Genomic DNA, 15,051 nt, shown 5'->3' with positions numbered 1-15,051 from the left:
TTCGTCTAGACGCTTTCCAACCGTCGGCCGCCATTGACCGACGACTCCGGCCAAAAGCCGGGCCGGGCCTGTAGCTCAATGGTTAGAGCCGGCGGCTCATAACCGCTTGGTTGGGGGTTCGAGTCCCTCCGGGCCCACCATTCAGTCCATTTATTTCCGCAGTGATTTTGCGTATTCCCAATTGCCTCGTCATTCCCGAGGCTTACGGCCGTATGGTCTCGGTGACTTGACTGTGAGACGGTCAATTCCGAGCAAGAATGCCGCAATTCCTGTTTCCGTCTCAGTCGCCCGGTTTTCCGCGGCAAGTCGTTTTGGGCGATGCAGGGACGAATCGGTAGTCGCTGCTTTCGCAGGAACACTATCTGCCAGCATCACTCGTGTTGATGGATCCGATGCCAAAAGAGGCTCGCGGCGGTTGTATAATGGTAGTTTTGAGAGAGCCCGAGGGCGTCAGGCGAGCAGCGCTTGCTGCTGCGACCAATCGATCGGCACATCGGCCAGGCGGACCAGGCGCTGTGTATTGAGGGTGGGGGATTGCCGGCCCGTCAGGATCGCCTCGGTGAGCGCCGGCGAGAGGAAGGCGTATGGAAGGATGCGGCTGACACTCGACAGATCGGTGCCGTGTAGCTTGGCAACATCGCCAAGGCTGCGACCGGCGATTTCGGTGAGCGATGCAAGGAAGGCATGGGCTCGTGCGATCAGGTGTACGAGGCTCTCGTCAGGATGGCGCGCGATCGGTTGGCCTGCGAGCATCACCAACCGGGTCTCCGCTCCCCGGCGCCTGAGAGTGACTGGCAAGATGATAGTTTGGAAGGCTAAAGGATCGCCATCCCCGGGCTTGACGCCCAGCATGAGCAGTGTGCCGTGCCGGTCGATATCGATCTCGATGCGATCACGATGAAGTGCGATGCGCCGCACCATAGACCGAAGCCCCTCGCCTAGGGGCATGCCAGCGGTCTCGCTGTCCCTTCTGGCGCTGATGCGTTTGGCATTCTCCAGGCATTTGTGCAAACTATCCGTCAGGCCTGCCTCTTCCAGCCAGTATGCCAGCATCGCCTGATCATGAAGGACGCGATGCGTCTGGTCGAGGACAAGCGCCTCGATCTCGCTTGCCGGAATCCGCCATCCGGTATCGTCTTGTCGTGTCCGGTCCACTAGCCTTGACGAGATGTAGTACCGATAACGCACGCCCTTCTTGTTGGCATGGGTAGGGCTCATGCGATCGTCGGTGTCGTCGAAGAGCAGCCCGGTCAGCAGGTGGGCACCCTCACGGTTCTTCGGCGCTGCTCGATCCTGCGCCTGATCCGCTAGCATCGCCTGGACCTGGTCGAACAGCTCGTGGGCGATGATCTGTTGGTGCTCCCCTTCGTAGAGTGCATCCTTGTGGCGGATCTTTCCGGCATAGATCGGGTTGGACAGAAGATGATAGAGATTGCCGCGCCCGAACGGCTTGCCCGGCTTGCGCTGTCGTGATTGCGGAAGAACGATGGTTCGGGCCTCGTCGGCGAGCTTTGGAACCGACCGCAAGTCGATGTAGCGCTGGAAGAGATGCCGGACGATACGAGCCTCGCCCTCTTCAATCACCAGTTTGCGCTCCTCCACCCGATAGCCGAGCGGAACGACACCTCCCATCCACATGCCCTTGCGCTTGGAGGCGGCGATCTTGTCGCGGATACGCTCGGCGGTGACCTCGCGCTCGAACTGGGCAAAGGAGAGCAGGACGTTGAGGGTGAGCCGGCCCATGGAAGTCGTTGTGTTGAACTGCTGCGTTACGGAGACGAAGGAGATGCCATGTTTGTCGAAGACCTCGACGATGCGGGCAAAGTCCGTGAGGGATCGGGTGAGCCGGTCGATCTTGTAGACGACGACCACATCGACGCGGAGAGCTTCGATATCGGCAAGCAGCTGCTTCAGGGCCGGACGGTCCATGGTGCCGCCCGACACGCCGCCATCGTCATAGACGTCTCGTACAAGCGTCCAGCCGACACCCGCCTGCGAGGCAATATAGGCGGCGCAGGCCTCTCTTTGTGCATCGAGCGAATTGAACTCCTGCTCCAGGCCCTCTTCGGTCGATTTGCGGGTGTAGACCGCGCAACGCAGTCTTGCTTTTGGGGTGCTCATAGGCCGAAGAACCTCGGCCCTGACCATTGTGCACCGGTGATCTGCCGGGCGATCGCCGAAAGCGATCGGTAGGTTTTTCCTTCGAAGCGGAACCCGGCGTCGACGACGTCGACGGAATGAATCCTACCATGCCACTCGCGGACGAGGCGGCTGCCGGGGGATAGCGTTGGGCGAGGGGGTAGGGGGGCGGCGGCCGCTGCGGGAGGAATGGACTTGAGAGGAAGTGCAGACGGATCCTTCGTCTCTTTCGATCCCGCAGTCTGGCGGTTGCCCTCGTAGCGCTTTATGGCAGCGCGCAGGGCCGCTCTGCCTGAAGGCGACATTCCGCCGTGGTATCTAGTCTGTAGCGTATAAGCGGCCGATCGTTCCAGCAAACCGCGTTTGACGCCTTTCGGTGGCGGGCACCCGTGAGCCTTCGTCCAACGCTCGACGAGTTCGCCATAGGAAAGGTCGCCGAGGGCGGCGACCTTGTCGTCTAGAGTGACACGCCTGGCCATGATCAGGCCGTCATTGCGACGTTGGCGCTGCCGGCGGCGTCACGGTTGCGATTGCGTCGCCTTTCCGACCTCCGGGGCTCGCAGGCCGGCTCGACGATACGGTAGCGCTGGACGCCGACCTCGTCGGCCGCCCTCTCCAGTGCAAGGCCGAGCTTCTTCTTCACGGTGCCCGAGAGGAAGCCGCGGACCGAATGCGCCTGCCAGTTCGTCTCGGCCATGATCTCGGCAATTGTCGCGCCGGTTTTTGCGCGGAGCATCGTGATCACCTTGTCCGCCTTCGTGGGGGCCTTTGCTGTCACGATGGTGGTTGGCGATGCCGCGGCCGTCTCTGGCAGAACCGCCGGGGTTGTGGTGGTGTCCTTGGCTTCGGTTGCCTTGGCTTTGCGGCTGGTCTGATTCGTCTTCGTCATGATCATCGCTCCGGGTTCGGAAGGCCGGCCAATCCGGGCCCTCGTACTGGCTGAAGCCCGCAGGCGGCGGGCGGATGATCGCGAGGGGTTCAGTCGCTTTCGATGACCACAGCAATGCTTCCTTTGGTGGCCAAGTCCAGTCGAATTGCAAAGATTTACAATGGCCTGGAAACATCCTTTGGCAGCGCGCCCTGCCAAAGGATCGGTTCGTCATCTATTTGTTTTTACATGGTTTATTGACAATGACGCATGGCGCTGATAGTCCATGATCAACCGTGAGGTCCAAACCCTTGCGGCCGATCGGGTCTTGTCCGTTCCTAACGTCGATGACGTTTACTACGGCGCCAAAAGGCACTGACGCCCCCAGATAATCACCCGGCTTCTGCCGGCGACGGTCGGACCATGTCCGCCGCCGCAACGCTATTGGAGTGCCTTATGCCCAAGACGAACGACCCGCTCCTCAAATCCCTGAAGAGCAAGACCAAGCCCAAAGCCGCAATCGGTAGGCATGCTTCGCTGCCGTCGGACATTGCGGCATTCAACAAAACCATCGTCGATCGCGTCACCATGATTGCGCTCGACACGCTGAAGGAACATCCCCGGCGCACTCGCACGCACGACGAACGCCAGATCACGACGATCATGGGGTCCTTCAACACGTTCGGCTTTCTCAACCCGATCGTAACCGATGAGCACAATGCCGTGCTCGCCGGGGATGCCCGTGTGGAAGCCGCCCGGCGCCTCGGCATTGCCAGCCTGCCGGCCGTGCGCGTCGATCATCTGACCGGGGAGGAGAAACGGGCCTATAAGATCGCCGACAACCGCATCGCCGAACTCGCGGGCTGGGATTTGCCGGAGCTCAGCATCGAACTTACCGACCTCATCTCGATCGAGTTCAACATGGATGCGATCGGCTTCGATGCGCCGACGATCGATCTGTTGATCGCAGAGGCCAAGGGCGAAGCCAATGACAAGCCCGATCCGGCAGACACTCTGCCGGAGGAACAGTACGGTCCGCCGGTCTCGCGTTTGGGGGACTGTTGATTGCCACTGAGAACTGACCCGGCATTTCCACCGAGAATTGACCCGTTTATTAGATGTCGTTCGGGTCGATGGTTGCGGTCAAGCTCTTCCTTTTCTCCTTCGTCATTTTGGGCTCATGAGCCGAACTATTCTTGAAGCGGAAGCTGTCGTTTCCGGTTTCGAGGATGTGGCAATGGTGGGTCAAGCGGTCGAGCAGCGCGGTGGTCATCTTGGCATCGCCGAAGACGCTGGCCCATTCGCTGAAGCTCAGGTTGGTCGTGATGATGACGCTCGTGTGCTCGTAGAGCTTGCTTAACAGATGGAAGAGCAGCGCCCCGCCTGAAGCGCTGAACGGCAGGTAACCGAGTTCGTCGAGGATGACGAGATCGGAGTGTGCCAGGCGGTTGGCGATCTGGCCGGAACGCCCTTGTGCCTTTTCTTGCTCGAGCGCGTTGACCAGCTCCACGGTCGAGAAGAACCGAACCCGCTTGTGATGATGCTCGATAGCCTGGACACCGATCGCTGTGGCGATATGCGTCTTGCCCGTGCCGGGACCGCCGACGAGGACGATGTTGTTGGCGTCGCCGAGGAAGTCGCAGCGATGAAGCTGACGCACCAGCGCCTCGTTGACCTCGCTGCTGGCGAAGTCGAAGCCGTTCAGGTCACGATAGGCTGGAAAGCGTGCCGTCTTGAGCTGGTAGGCGGTCGATCGAACTTCGCGTTCCGCCGTCTCGGCCTTGAGAAGCTGCGACAGGATCGGGATGGCGGCCTCAAACGCTGGCGATCCCTGTTCGGTGAGTTCGCCGACGGCCTGGGCCATGCCGTGCATCTTCAGTTGCCGCAACATGATGACGACAGCGCCACTTGCTGGATTATGACGCATGGCGAGCCTCCGTCTTTCTGAGCGCATCGTAGCGTTCGACATTGGCCTTCGGCTCGTTGGTGAGCGTCAGGGCCTGAGGCGCGTCGATGGTCGGTGGTGTGAAGGATTTGCCGTCGACGAGGCGATGCAGCAGGTTCAGCACGTGCGTCTTCGTGGGGACGCCGGACTTCAGCGCCATGTCGACCGCCGATAGCACGGCCTGTTCGTCGTGCTGGAGAACAAGGGCCAGGATATCGACCATCTCGCGGTCACCACCCGGCTTCTTCAGGAGGTACTGCTGCAAGGCTCGGAACGCATCGGGCAGTTCGGCAAAGGGTGCACCATTGCGAAGAGCGCCCGGCTTGCGTTGCACCACCGCCAGATAATGCCGCCAGTCGTAGATGGTCTGTCCCGGTCGGTCATGAGAGCGATCGATGACCCGGCGATGCTCGCAGACGATCTGGCCCTCCGCGGCGACAACGACACGATCCGGATAGACCCGCAGGCTCACCGGCCGATTGGCGAAGGAGGCAGGAACGCTGTAGCGATTGCGCTCCAGATGAACGAGGCAGGTCGGCGTGACGCGCTTGGTATACTCGACGAAGCCATCGAACGGCCGGGAGACAGGCATCAATGCCAAAGCCTCCTCAGCCCAGATGTCGGCGATGGTGCCGCGCATCTGTCCGTGCGGGGTATTCGCCCACAATTCCTTGCAGCGCTGCTCCAGCCAGACGTTCAACGCTTCCAGCGACGGAAAGCGCGGCGTGGGCTGCCAGAGACGATGACGGGCATCCTGAACGTTCTTCTCGACCTGTCCTTTCTCCCAACCGGACGCCGGATTGCAGAACTCGGGTTCGAACACATAGTGACTGGCCATCGCCATGAAGCGCACGTTGACGTCGCGATCCTTCCCGCGACCAACCTTGTCGATCGCCGTGCGCATATTGTCGTAGATGCCACGGCCAGGAATGCCGCCAAAGACGCGGAAGGCATGGTTGTGGGCATCGAACAGCATCTCGTGCGTCTGGAGGAGATAGGCTCTCACGATGAAGGCGCGGCTGTAGCTCAGCTTCGTATGCGCGACCTGCAGCTTGGTGCGCTCATTGCCGATGATGGCCCAGTCCTCCGACCAATCGAATTGGAACGCTTCGCCCGGTTCGAAGGCCAGAGGCACGAACGTGCCGCGTCCTGTGGTCTGAAGTTCCCTCTGCCTGTCCGCCTTCCACTCTCGGGCAAAGGCTGCAACCCGATTATAAGAGCCCTCATAACCGAGGCCGACCAGATCGGCATGCAGTTGCTTGATCGTCCGCTTCTGCTTGCGGCCCTTCTTCGATTCCGTCTTCATCCATGCCGACAGCCGATCTGCAAACGGATCGAGCTTGCTCGGTCGCTCCGGCACCTTAAACTTCGGCTCCCCGCCATCAAGGCGCAGGTATTTGCGGACCGTGTTCCGCGAAAGGCCAGTCCGGCGACATATCTCTCGGATCGATAGATGCTCTCGAAGATGCCAGCGCCGGATCACGCTCAGTAACGCCATGTCGATCACTCCACAGCCCCCGCTGAAAACTCGCGAGGGACGGTTGAAACATGGGTCAATTCTCAATGGAAATATCGGGCTATGCCGGGTCAGTTCTCAGTGGCAATCAACACCGGTAAACGCCACGACACGACGCGTCGCACGACCTTATCGACCGGTCGGTCACTCAATCAATCAATCAATTATCAGATGTCGAAGAACGCACTGCGTTGAACCTCCTGATTCAGTCTCGGACAATTTAGAGCGTGACCTTGCCGAGGGCGGGCGGCAACGGAACACGAGTCTCCAGTAGAACGACGCGAGTGCCAAGACCTCGTGCACGGATTACGTCCTTTATCCCATAGTCAAGTCGCGCCGCGGAGGCAAAGCTGCCGTCAGTCCGCGCATGAATCCATCTTGGTTGTCTGTCGAGGGGCCACGTCCTCGCCGATAAGTGAAGAGTGCGTCGGCGGCCGGGCAGTATCGCGAGTGCGTGTCGACCACTGTCAGGATGCGCAGCTTATTGCCGGTCGCGAGCTGGTCGTGAACAAGTCCATTGCCCAGACGTCGTTCGACCCGACCGCTTCCTGCCGATCGTCGTCGCCTGGCTGATCCCCGCCTTGCGGGAAATCTCTGCCACCGGCACTCCGTCGTCGCCTTGCTTCAGAATGAACGCTTTCTGGACCTCCGAAAACTTCGATGCATTCATCGCTTCCGCTCCTGTTCCCAGCCGAGAATTTAACGCGGAAAACTCCGGTTATGAACGATCCAGTTTTTGTGAATCAGAGCAATTCCGCTCCGCGCGAGGGCAAAGTTCTACATTCAAGCTGTTGAATACGCAGGAGAACCAACAGCTCTCAAGGCTGAACGCGCGGGGTCGATGCGCGTTGTTCCCTCCATTCCCTTCAACACCGCAACAGATGGGCGCGCGACCGTGACTCGTCCCCTAACCCTAGAAAACACTCAAAACAGCAGAAGGAGCGATGGGATTCCCAGGATAAACAGCAGGATCGCGGTCGCGGCGACCAAGTAAATCAGCTGTTTGTAATGTTCATGCATGTCCATGCCCGCCTCCACCGACAGAATCACAGTACTGCATTGCGCTTGCGCGAGGGTGATTGCGTACAGTTAAAAGCCTCCGGTGAGCAGGCCGTCCACTGGGTATTGCTGCGGAGGAGTTTCTGGAACGGGTGTGCGACCGCGCAATCCGGGACCGGCTAGCAATATAACAGGGCAGGGGACGACACTTGAAGAAGCACGTCACACCGAGGAGGATGACTTGTTTTGTGGTGTGCTTTCGTTGCCGATGGCGATGCTATCGTTAGGCCAGTTCCGCATCGTCCTTCAATTCAGCGACGCCGAGTGAATAGCCGGACGGTCACGAGAATAGACGAAAAAGCTAGCCCGCTGGCACCAAGACGTGCCACGCTGTTGATTGCCACTGAGATTTGACCCTACAAGCGTTATAGACAATCTTGTAATTTACGCTTATCTGCCGCACGCCTACGCTCGCTAATCCAAGGGTTTGGCGGGGGCCGCCCACCGAGATGGATCGGGCGGCACTATTCTCTACCAACGAGGCTCGAAAAGAAGCGAGTAGCCAATCGCAAGAGGCTTTTCGCTACGCCTCTCGAAACATCGAATGGTACTCCGATATGAAAACCGATTACTGGAACGCTTTTTACTCCGGCAACTTTACACTCGATATACCGAGCCAGTTCTGCGCGATGTTTTGCCAAGAGGCGGAAAAGGGAGCCAGCGTGATCGAGTTCGGTTGCGGCAATGGTCGCGATTCCCGCGTTATGGCAAGTCACGGCTTCCGCGTCCTTGGTGTGGATGCCGCCCAGAGTGCGATCGACTATTGCTCCCACCGTGCCGGAGACGCCATTGGAAAATCGCTGAACTATCTGCGCGGAGATGTGTCGGAACTGGACTTGGCACCGCTAAGGGAATTCTCGTCTGGCGGGAAATTCTACATCTACTCGCGCTTCTTTCAGCATTCAATCTCGGAGGAAGAGCAAGAGGCCATGCTCGACGGCATGGATGCCCTGCGGCAGAATCTAGCCGCCGCCTACTTCGAATTCCGCAACGCAGATGACGAAAACACCAAGAAAGTGTTTGGCGAGCACTACCGCCGCTATCAGACGCCCGAATATTTTCGTCATGCCATCGAACGCCGCGGCTTCAAGGTAGCATATGAGGTGTCGGGGAAGGGGTACGCCAAGTATTTCGAGGAAGACCCGAGCGTGACGCGCGTCATTGCCGTCCTGTCCTAAGCCGGAGATTCACCCATGACGTCAGCCGTCGCGCTCGCTGCCCAAATCATCGCTGAATACCGGGGCAGCAAAAAGCAGGAATTCGACAGTGATTACGTCTTTTTTCCTGTATATCGCTGGTCTTCCTTCTATCCCACCGCGCTGTGCATCAAGGCCGGCCTTACTGCGAACCAGGTAACCTCCATCGGTTGCGCCATGTTGCTTGCCGGTGTCTTTGCCCTTTATTCCGGCTGGTTGATGACGGGTGCGCTGCTTTATCTAGCGGCTTATGTGATCGACTTTATCGACGGCAATATAGCAAGGTTCACAAAGTCGTTTAGTGCCTTCGGTAAGATGATCGACGGCCTGGTTGATTCGCTTACTTTCCTGATCTTCTTCGCTCTCGCGCACGGCATGTCGGTGTCGGGACAAGGATTTTTTGATCCGTCGGTGGACGTGCTTATCGGCGTCATCGTGTCCTTCGTATTCCTGTTCCGCTGCTATGTGCAGATCCGACTGACGTTCGTGCGCGGATCGCTGGAGTCCACCGCTGAACAGCCAGCGGCTTCGTCCGGCCGTAGTAGTCGGTTCAAGTTTGCGAAGCGCGGACTACTTGCCATTGTTTCGGGTATGCCGTTGTTTCTCATCCTCGCTGTGCTGCTGAATCTTGGATCGCTTTACAATCTACTTTACGCGCTGTTTTTCGGATTCCTGACCGTCGTCGAACTTATTCATGGCCTAAGGATCCTCTACAAGCAGTGAGAAGGGACTATCGCAAACCTTTCAATAGGCTGAAATTACCCTGCGATCGGCAGGATTTCCATGCTTTGTTGACTTGTGCGGAGAGGCCCGCGAGCAGATCATTCTGATCGTTGACGCTCCAATTGCCGGAAAAGCCAAAGCCTTTCCGCAGCCAGAGCATCGCTTTGAAGCCGGCGATCGTCCGGCGTGCCGTGCTGAAAGATTAGAAGCCGCCGATTTTCGGCATGTTCTTCTTCACTCGAAAGTGGTCGCTTTCGATGCCTAGCTGGAGATGTTTGATATCCTGGGGCTTATCGGCGACGAAAATCTGTGCCGCAATTCCGTTCATTTCGTGGCTGGTTCTCGCCGCCTATCTCCAAGTGCTCATCGCATCGTTCGGACGCGGGCTTGATGTTGCCGAAAAGAACGGTTTGTGGATTAGGAGCTCGATTGTGCATGTGGCGGTGTCACTGGGGCGCTTGCCGTGCTCGTGCCCAATACGGGATCGCGGGGGGGGGCAGCATTGCGGTAGTGATCACAGTCAGCGTGCGCGCCGCGTTGCAGTGTTTTCTGGCGCACCAGGCCTATCCGCACTCGATTCCTGTGGTTCGCATTCTTTGCTTGTGGACGATTGCCCTAGGTGCCGTCATTCTTTGTGACCGGATCGGATTCGAAACGCTATGGGTGTCGCTCGTATGGAAGGGATCCGTGATGACCATCGCAACGGCTGGCATGGCCGCAGCTTTTGTCGATCCTCAAGGCTGGAAGGCGTTCCGCCGCCAAGGCCGAAAATGCCCGAAGCACCCCAATGACGGAGAAGATTGTGTCATCCTCATCGCATCCCGGCAAGATCGCCATTGTGGTCGACAACCCGCGTCGTGATCTTCGCGGGCTCGTTCTTCTCGCCCATCAGCTCGCGTTGCGGGGCGTGGCAGCCGTTGTGGTGCCCATGTACCAGCAGGGCTACGACATCCCGCTCATCGCGCCGGATTTGGTCGTCGTGAATTACGCCCGGGAAAGCAATCGGCCGCTTCTCGAGACTTATCGTAGCGCCGGATACGGTGTGGCGGTGCTTGATACGGAAGGCGGAATTCTCTCTAGCAAAGGGCATGATGCGCCGGATACCTGGGCGGCCTCGATATGCCGTTCGGGCCTATCCGCGCTTATCGATCACTATGCCTTCTGGGGAGAGAATGTGCATCACGCCTTTGTTCGTCATTCCGGGATTCCTCCGGAAAAGTTGTGGCTCACAGGCTGTCCGCGCTATGATCTCTGCGTCGAGCCGTGGAGATCGATGCTGCGCCATACGCGGCGCGATTTCATCCTCGTTAACACAAACTTCTCGGCGATCAATCCGCGCTACACCCGCTCCGCTTCTGAGGAGCGCGCAATCTTCCGCTCGCTCGGATGGACCGAAGAATACGTTAAGAGGATCTTCGCCGATCTCGAACGGGTCTTCCCTGTGTACCTCGAAACGATTGAAAGTCTTGCCCGGGCTTTTCCCAAGCGCCAGATTTTGGTGAGGCCGCATCCCTTTGAAAACGAATCGCTCTATCGCGAGCGATTTGCCGGGATCGCCAACATCGTGATCGACGGGGCGGGCGACGTGTTGAACGTCATTTCCGCGTCGGATGGAGTTATCCATCTCAACTGCGGAACCGCCGTTGATGCCGTACTGTGTGGTAAGGTGCCGATCTCAATAGAGTATCTGAATACCGAAACGATTAAGTCACATGCGCCGCTTCCTTCCAGTATCAGCCTGCAAGCCGGAAATTTCGAGGAGCTTTGTGCTTTCGTCGAGACGCTGCCGGACCGTTCGCCCTATGATATAGAGGCCGCCCAGGCCGTGACGCGGCCTTGGTTCCATCATTCTGACGGTCTCGCGGCGGCGAGGCTGGCGGACCTTTTAGTGGGCGCGCTGGCGACCAAGTCTACGGTCGCACGAAGAAGCGCGACCATGGCGTTGCGCGGCGGTCGCAGAAATGCCTCTGTTGGCCAGGTGCTACTCGGCTTGTCGTCGCTTGCCGCCGGTAGTGCCGCCGCAGATGTGCTCCGGCAGCGGATCCAGCCTTCGCGCACAGGCAAAGCCTTCGGCGTAGCCGATGTCGCGGCCCTGCTTCAGGACTATGCCGCTTGTTCGTCCGACCCCGCGGCGCGTGTCCGCCATGCGCGCAATCCGTTGACGAAGCTACCGCTCAGCAGCATTGAGGTTTTCACCGTATGAGAACCGTTCTGATTTTTGTCAGGCTTACTCAAAACCGGTTAAGCGTCTTTGCTTCACTCGAACCGCGTCTTCACGCAACCGGATATGCCGTGTTCATATCCACTTCCATGATGAGCGGCGTAAGAGTTGTGCGCGCGCGGGCCGCATGCTTAGTGGCTTCGCGCGCGCGCCTCGTAGAGCCGCACGCAGTTTGAGGTTCAGGGCATCGCAAAGGTTGGGCCGCTGCTTGGCCAAGAGAAAACTTTTCATGAGTTGCACGACACCAAGGCGCTGGTGATAGTGCAGGAGCTAGGCGGTTTCATCTCGGTCTGGCGAGTCGGCACGGAAATGCCAACTTCTTCATCGAGAAGTCTTTCTTTGAGGAGCCGCTTCTTCCAGATGACACCCGACAATATCGTGACTTTTTCCCAACCGGTGGTCGCCTACGTCGTGCTGCCTTCCCAATTGAGAGCGGGTGACCGTGCGAGTTGAGTTGAAAACGATTCTCGGCGCAATGATCATGGGGCTCCTACCGATGGTGCTGTCGTTGCCCTCGCTTGCGGCAACCATCCTCAGCGCACCGCTGCTACTGCTCGTTCCGGCCGGAGTAGGCAATGCGCTGGCCTTCGGATTGCGCGGCGCCCTACCTCACCGGCTGAGCAAGCTGCAATCGCTGCTGATCGCCTATTTCACCGGCACGTTACTGATAATCCTCGTCTTCTTGTTGTCCGAGCGTCTGTCCGGCGCGCGCACCGGCTTCCTGACGCTAGCGACGCCGATCTACCTACTGTCGGTGATTGGCTGGCTCCGCCTCGGCGAGGCCTATCGGCTTAAGGCGGGAGAACGCAAGCGACTGATGGTCGTCGCTGCAATTTCGCTTCCTCTCGTCGCGTTACGCTATGCCTACAGCATTTCGATCTTTTCCGACTATCCGGTGACCGACCTGTTCCAACGCAGCCATTTCCATGGCGGCGCTTTCGAATTTGCGCGCAATTTTATTCTCAATCCCTTTGCCACCGACTCCTACATCCCGTTCCAGCAGCTGTTCCTTGGCATGTTGATGCGTCTGACGGGCGCCGATCCGTTGGATGCGGAATGGGTGTGGCCGGTGGCGATGGCGCCGATTCAGATCGCAACGCTGCTCTGTCTGATTGAACGTCTACTGCCGAACCGGCGCACGACCTTGATCGCGTTGGCGATCGCGTTGGCGCAGTTCGCCCTGTCCAATCCTACCAATGGCTCAATGGCCGAGATGGTAGCGATCCTGCTGCTCTCGGTGTTGCTGCCGCGACGCGACCGAATGATGTCCGGCACTGCCAGCGCCGTGGAGCTTCTGACCGTGGTCCCCGCGCTGCTGATCGGCGTCGCCTTGACGAAGCTGCCAAGCGGAGCGGCGAGCTTTCTCGTGATTGCCCTCGTGCTGGTCGGCAATCTGACACGACGTCCGCTTGTCGCGCAGATCTGGCCTGTGTTAGTGCTCACGGCCATTGCCTTGCTGTTCCACCGTGGTGCGCTCCTCTTTGTCGCGTTGGTGGTGGCACTCTCCTGTGGTCTGTCGTTGCTTTGTATCGTTCGCCGCCACTACTGCCCCAGCGTCGTCAGCCGAGGGGTGGTGCTGGCAACTATCGGGGTGCTGAGCCTGCTGACGGCGATGTGTGTGAAAATTCTCGTATTCAGCCGCGGAGAAGGCGATATTTTTGGCCTGTGGAGCCTGTTCGATCTGGTGCTGACCCCGATCACGGGTAAGAGCCTCGCCAATGTCGCCCTCGATGGTGACCTTGCCCCGGGCGTCGGGGCGCGGGTCGCCCTGTTTGAGGCAGCGCGCACCGTCTCACCGCTCGCAGTGTTGCTGATGCTGATTGGCGTGTTCGGCATGCTGTCGCTATCCGCTAGGCGACTGGGATCAGGGCCGAGTCGTTTGGAAAACGCGCGCGAGATCCACCTTTTTGCCGACATCACTCTGCTGTTCTTTGGCTTCATTTTACTGATCCTTACTGGCTTTCCCTTTATTCATCGGGCGGCGTTCCTCATCACGCTTCTCGCGTCCGCGACGCTTGCCATCCTTGTCTGCAATGCCTCAACGATGTTCAACAGCTATAGTCGGCTGTCGCTTTCGGCACTTTCTTATATGCTGGTGGTGATGGCGCTGCCCTTCCTCCTTCTGAGCGAACGGGCGGAACCTTACCTGTGGCGGGCGCTGCCGGTACTGCTCGCCATGGCATGTGTCGGGGTTCTCGCGGTAGTTCTGGCGCTCGTCTGGGGTCGCATGCGAAGTCTGCCTCTGATCCTCGCGGTAACCGCGGCGGTAGCGATGGAATTCGCCGTGTCGCGTAGTTATTTTAAGTCCTATGCCTTCCACAACCAGCCGCCGCCAGCAAACGGGGCCCTCGCCGCCTATGACCGAACCGATCTCGACACGGCACGCAGGGTCCTCGCACTGTCCAAAGAGAGGGGAGTTCTCGTCTCCGACCCTAAGACGATGACGATAATGCGCTCGCGCACCGGGCTCTATCCGCTGGTATCCAGCTCCAATCTGGACACCCTGTCGAGCGATGCACGTCGCCAACTGATGGCGGTGCTCACCACGGCGCTTTCCCCGTCGCCGCTCGCACAGACCTGCCATAGGCTTGTGCAGATCGCTAATAGCGACGCGTCGGGGCTCTACAATTACGGTAGTATTCGCCTGTTGTCGCCCGCGGCCGACGGAGTCACCATCTTGACGTCACTAGGATACAACAACCGCCTCGTGCCGACCTATGACCCGATAGTTGCTGCCCGCCAGCGTAAGGAGGCGAAGGCTTCGATCGCTCACCATCTCGAACCGCAGGCACAGGCAGGGGACGACATTCGTCCACAGTTCATAATTCTGGTCAACGGGTCGACGGTCGACTGGCTCACGAACCGGGGAGGACTGAACTACTTCCCGGTGCGCAGAATGCTGCCGAACGGTCTAGTGGCCGAGCTCAAGCAGAAATACCCCAACGGGGCTCTGGTGGGAGAAACATTTTTGGTCGGACTCGAGTGCCGTTAAGACTCTTAACATCTTCACTCCCACCGCTGGCTGTAAAACGATGGCTTACGTGTGAGAAGTTATCCGTACGGTTAAGGTGTAAGCTATATCGATAGACGATGCCGATCATCGAGGACGAGCCTTCTGACGGGCCGACGCGGTTCGGCAGGCGAATACGGGCCGGCAATAGCGCGGCAGAAGACGCTGGAACGTACTTGCGGACGTTCTTTTTCCTTCATGCAGGCGCGCGCCGCAGTGCCTTCTTTTCCCGCTTCCCGCCCCATTATTTCCGACCGCAGGTTGACCCGCCGTTTGATCCATGTTGCGCAGAGGGACGATTAGCACGACCTCGTCAGCAATACCTCGATCGCCCCATCCATGGTTCTAATTGACAGATCGAAGTCTGAACCGGT

At 58.9% G+C, this 15,051-nt stretch carries 10 protein-coding genes, 1 tRNA gene and 3 pseudogenes; 6 read left to right on the top strand and 8 right to left on the bottom strand.

What is annotated here, in order from left to right:
- Window positions 1-64: 64 nt before the first annotated feature.
- A tRNA-Ile gene (locus tag Q9316_RS12535) sits at window positions 65-140 on the top strand.
- A 310-nt stretch (window positions 141-450) separates the two neighbouring features.
- On the opposite strand, the gene Q9316_RS12530 is transcribed toward Q9316_RS12535, so the two are convergent.
- From Q9316_RS12530 to Q9316_RS12520, 3 genes are read right to left on the bottom strand one after another with little or no spacing between them, the layout of a single operon-like run.
- Complete coding sequence (locus Q9316_RS12530) at window positions 451-2,121, bottom strand: recombinase family protein (RefSeq protein ID WP_306031942.1); 1,671 nt, start codon at window positions 2,119-2,121, stop codon at window positions 451-453.
- The gene (locus Q9316_RS12525) at window positions 2,118-2,618 is read right to left on the bottom strand and encodes a DUF2924 domain-containing protein (protein WP_306031941.1); all 501 of its coding nucleotides are present in this window, start codon (window positions 2,616-2,618) and stop codon (window positions 2,118-2,120) included. Before Q9316_RS12525 ends, Q9316_RS12530 begins: the two co-directional genes overlap by 4 nt.
- Window positions 2,619-2,620: 2 nt before the next feature.
- Window positions 2,621-3,028, bottom strand: coding sequence for a DUF3489 domain-containing protein (locus Q9316_RS12520; RefSeq protein WP_306031940.1), 408 nt, complete (start codon window positions 3,026-3,028; stop codon window positions 2,621-2,623).
- 435 nt (window positions 3,029-3,463) lie between these two features.
- Between Q9316_RS12520 and Q9316_RS12515 the strand changes: the two genes are divergently transcribed.
- Window positions 3,464-4,072 carry a ParB/Srx family N-terminal domain-containing protein gene (locus tag Q9316_RS12515; protein WP_306031939.1) on the top strand — a complete coding sequence of 203 codons (609 nt, stop codon included), beginning with the start codon at window positions 3,464-3,466 and terminating at the stop codon, window positions 4,070-4,072.
- 49 nt (window positions 4,073-4,121) lie between these two features.
- On the opposite strand, the gene istB is transcribed toward Q9316_RS12515, so the two are convergent.
- The 4 genes and pseudogenes from istB to Q9316_RS12500 form a co-directional block, all read right to left on the bottom strand.
- On the bottom strand, window positions 4,122-4,934 hold the full coding sequence (gene istB, locus Q9316_RS12510; protein WP_306031938.1) for an IS21-like element helper ATPase IstB: 813 nt from the start codon (window positions 4,932-4,934) through the stop codon (window positions 4,122-4,124).
- Window positions 4,924-6,450 (bottom strand): IS21 family transposase, encoded by a 1,527-nt coding sequence (istA, locus tag Q9316_RS12505; RefSeq protein WP_306035252.1) that lies wholly within the window; start codon window positions 6,448-6,450, stop codon window positions 4,924-4,926. The genes istB and istA overlap by 11 nt, the downstream gene beginning before the upstream one ends.
- A gap of 426 nt (window positions 6,451-6,876) precedes the next feature.
- Window positions 6,877-7,028 (bottom strand): annotated as a pseudogene (locus tag Q9316_RS25680) (IS3 family transposase); the annotation flags it as partial.
- Window positions 7,010-7,138 (bottom strand): annotated as a pseudogene (locus Q9316_RS12500) (transposase); the annotation flags it as partial. The pseudogenes Q9316_RS25680 and Q9316_RS12500, both read right to left, overlap by 19 nt.
- Before the next feature lie 946 nt (window positions 7,139-8,084).
- Between Q9316_RS12500 and Q9316_RS12495 the strand changes: the two are divergent.
- Window positions 8,085-8,705, top strand: coding sequence for a class I SAM-dependent methyltransferase (locus tag Q9316_RS12495; protein ID WP_306031937.1), 621 nt, complete (start codon window positions 8,085-8,087; stop codon window positions 8,703-8,705).
- Window positions 8,706-8,720: 15 nt separating this feature from the next.
- The gene (locus Q9316_RS12490; protein ID WP_306031936.1) at window positions 8,721-9,446 is read left to right on the top strand and encodes a CDP-alcohol phosphatidyltransferase family protein; all 726 of its coding nucleotides are present in this window, start codon (window positions 8,721-8,723) and stop codon (window positions 9,444-9,446) included.
- Window positions 9,447-9,453: 7 nt separating this feature from the next.
- Here the strand turns inward: Q9316_RS12490 and Q9316_RS12485 are convergent.
- Window positions 9,454-9,723 (bottom strand): annotated as a pseudogene (locus Q9316_RS12485) (DDE-type integrase/transposase/recombinase); the annotation flags it as partial.
- Between the two features lie 510 nt (window positions 9,724-10,233).
- Here Q9316_RS12485 and Q9316_RS12480 point away from each other — a divergent pair.
- Together Q9316_RS12480 and Q9316_RS12475 are read left to right on the top strand one after the other, a co-directional pair.
- Entirely contained in the window at window positions 10,234-11,649 is a 1,416-nt protein-coding gene (locus tag Q9316_RS12480; protein ID WP_306031934.1) for a surface carbohydrate biosynthesis protein, read from the top strand.
- Between the two features lie 472 nt (window positions 11,650-12,121).
- Window positions 12,122-14,659: a hypothetical protein gene (locus Q9316_RS12475; protein WP_306031933.1), complete on the top strand. Its 2,538-nt coding sequence runs from the start codon at window positions 12,122-12,124 to the stop codon at window positions 14,657-14,659.
- Window positions 14,660-15,051 lie beyond the last annotated feature (392 nt).

The sequence above is a fragment of the Shinella zoogloeoides genome (assembly GCF_030733845.1).
GTDB lineage: Bacteria > Pseudomonadota > Alphaproteobacteria > Rhizobiales > Rhizobiaceae > Shinella > Shinella zoogloeoides_C.
This window is presented reverse-complemented; position numbering and strand designations above follow the sequence as displayed.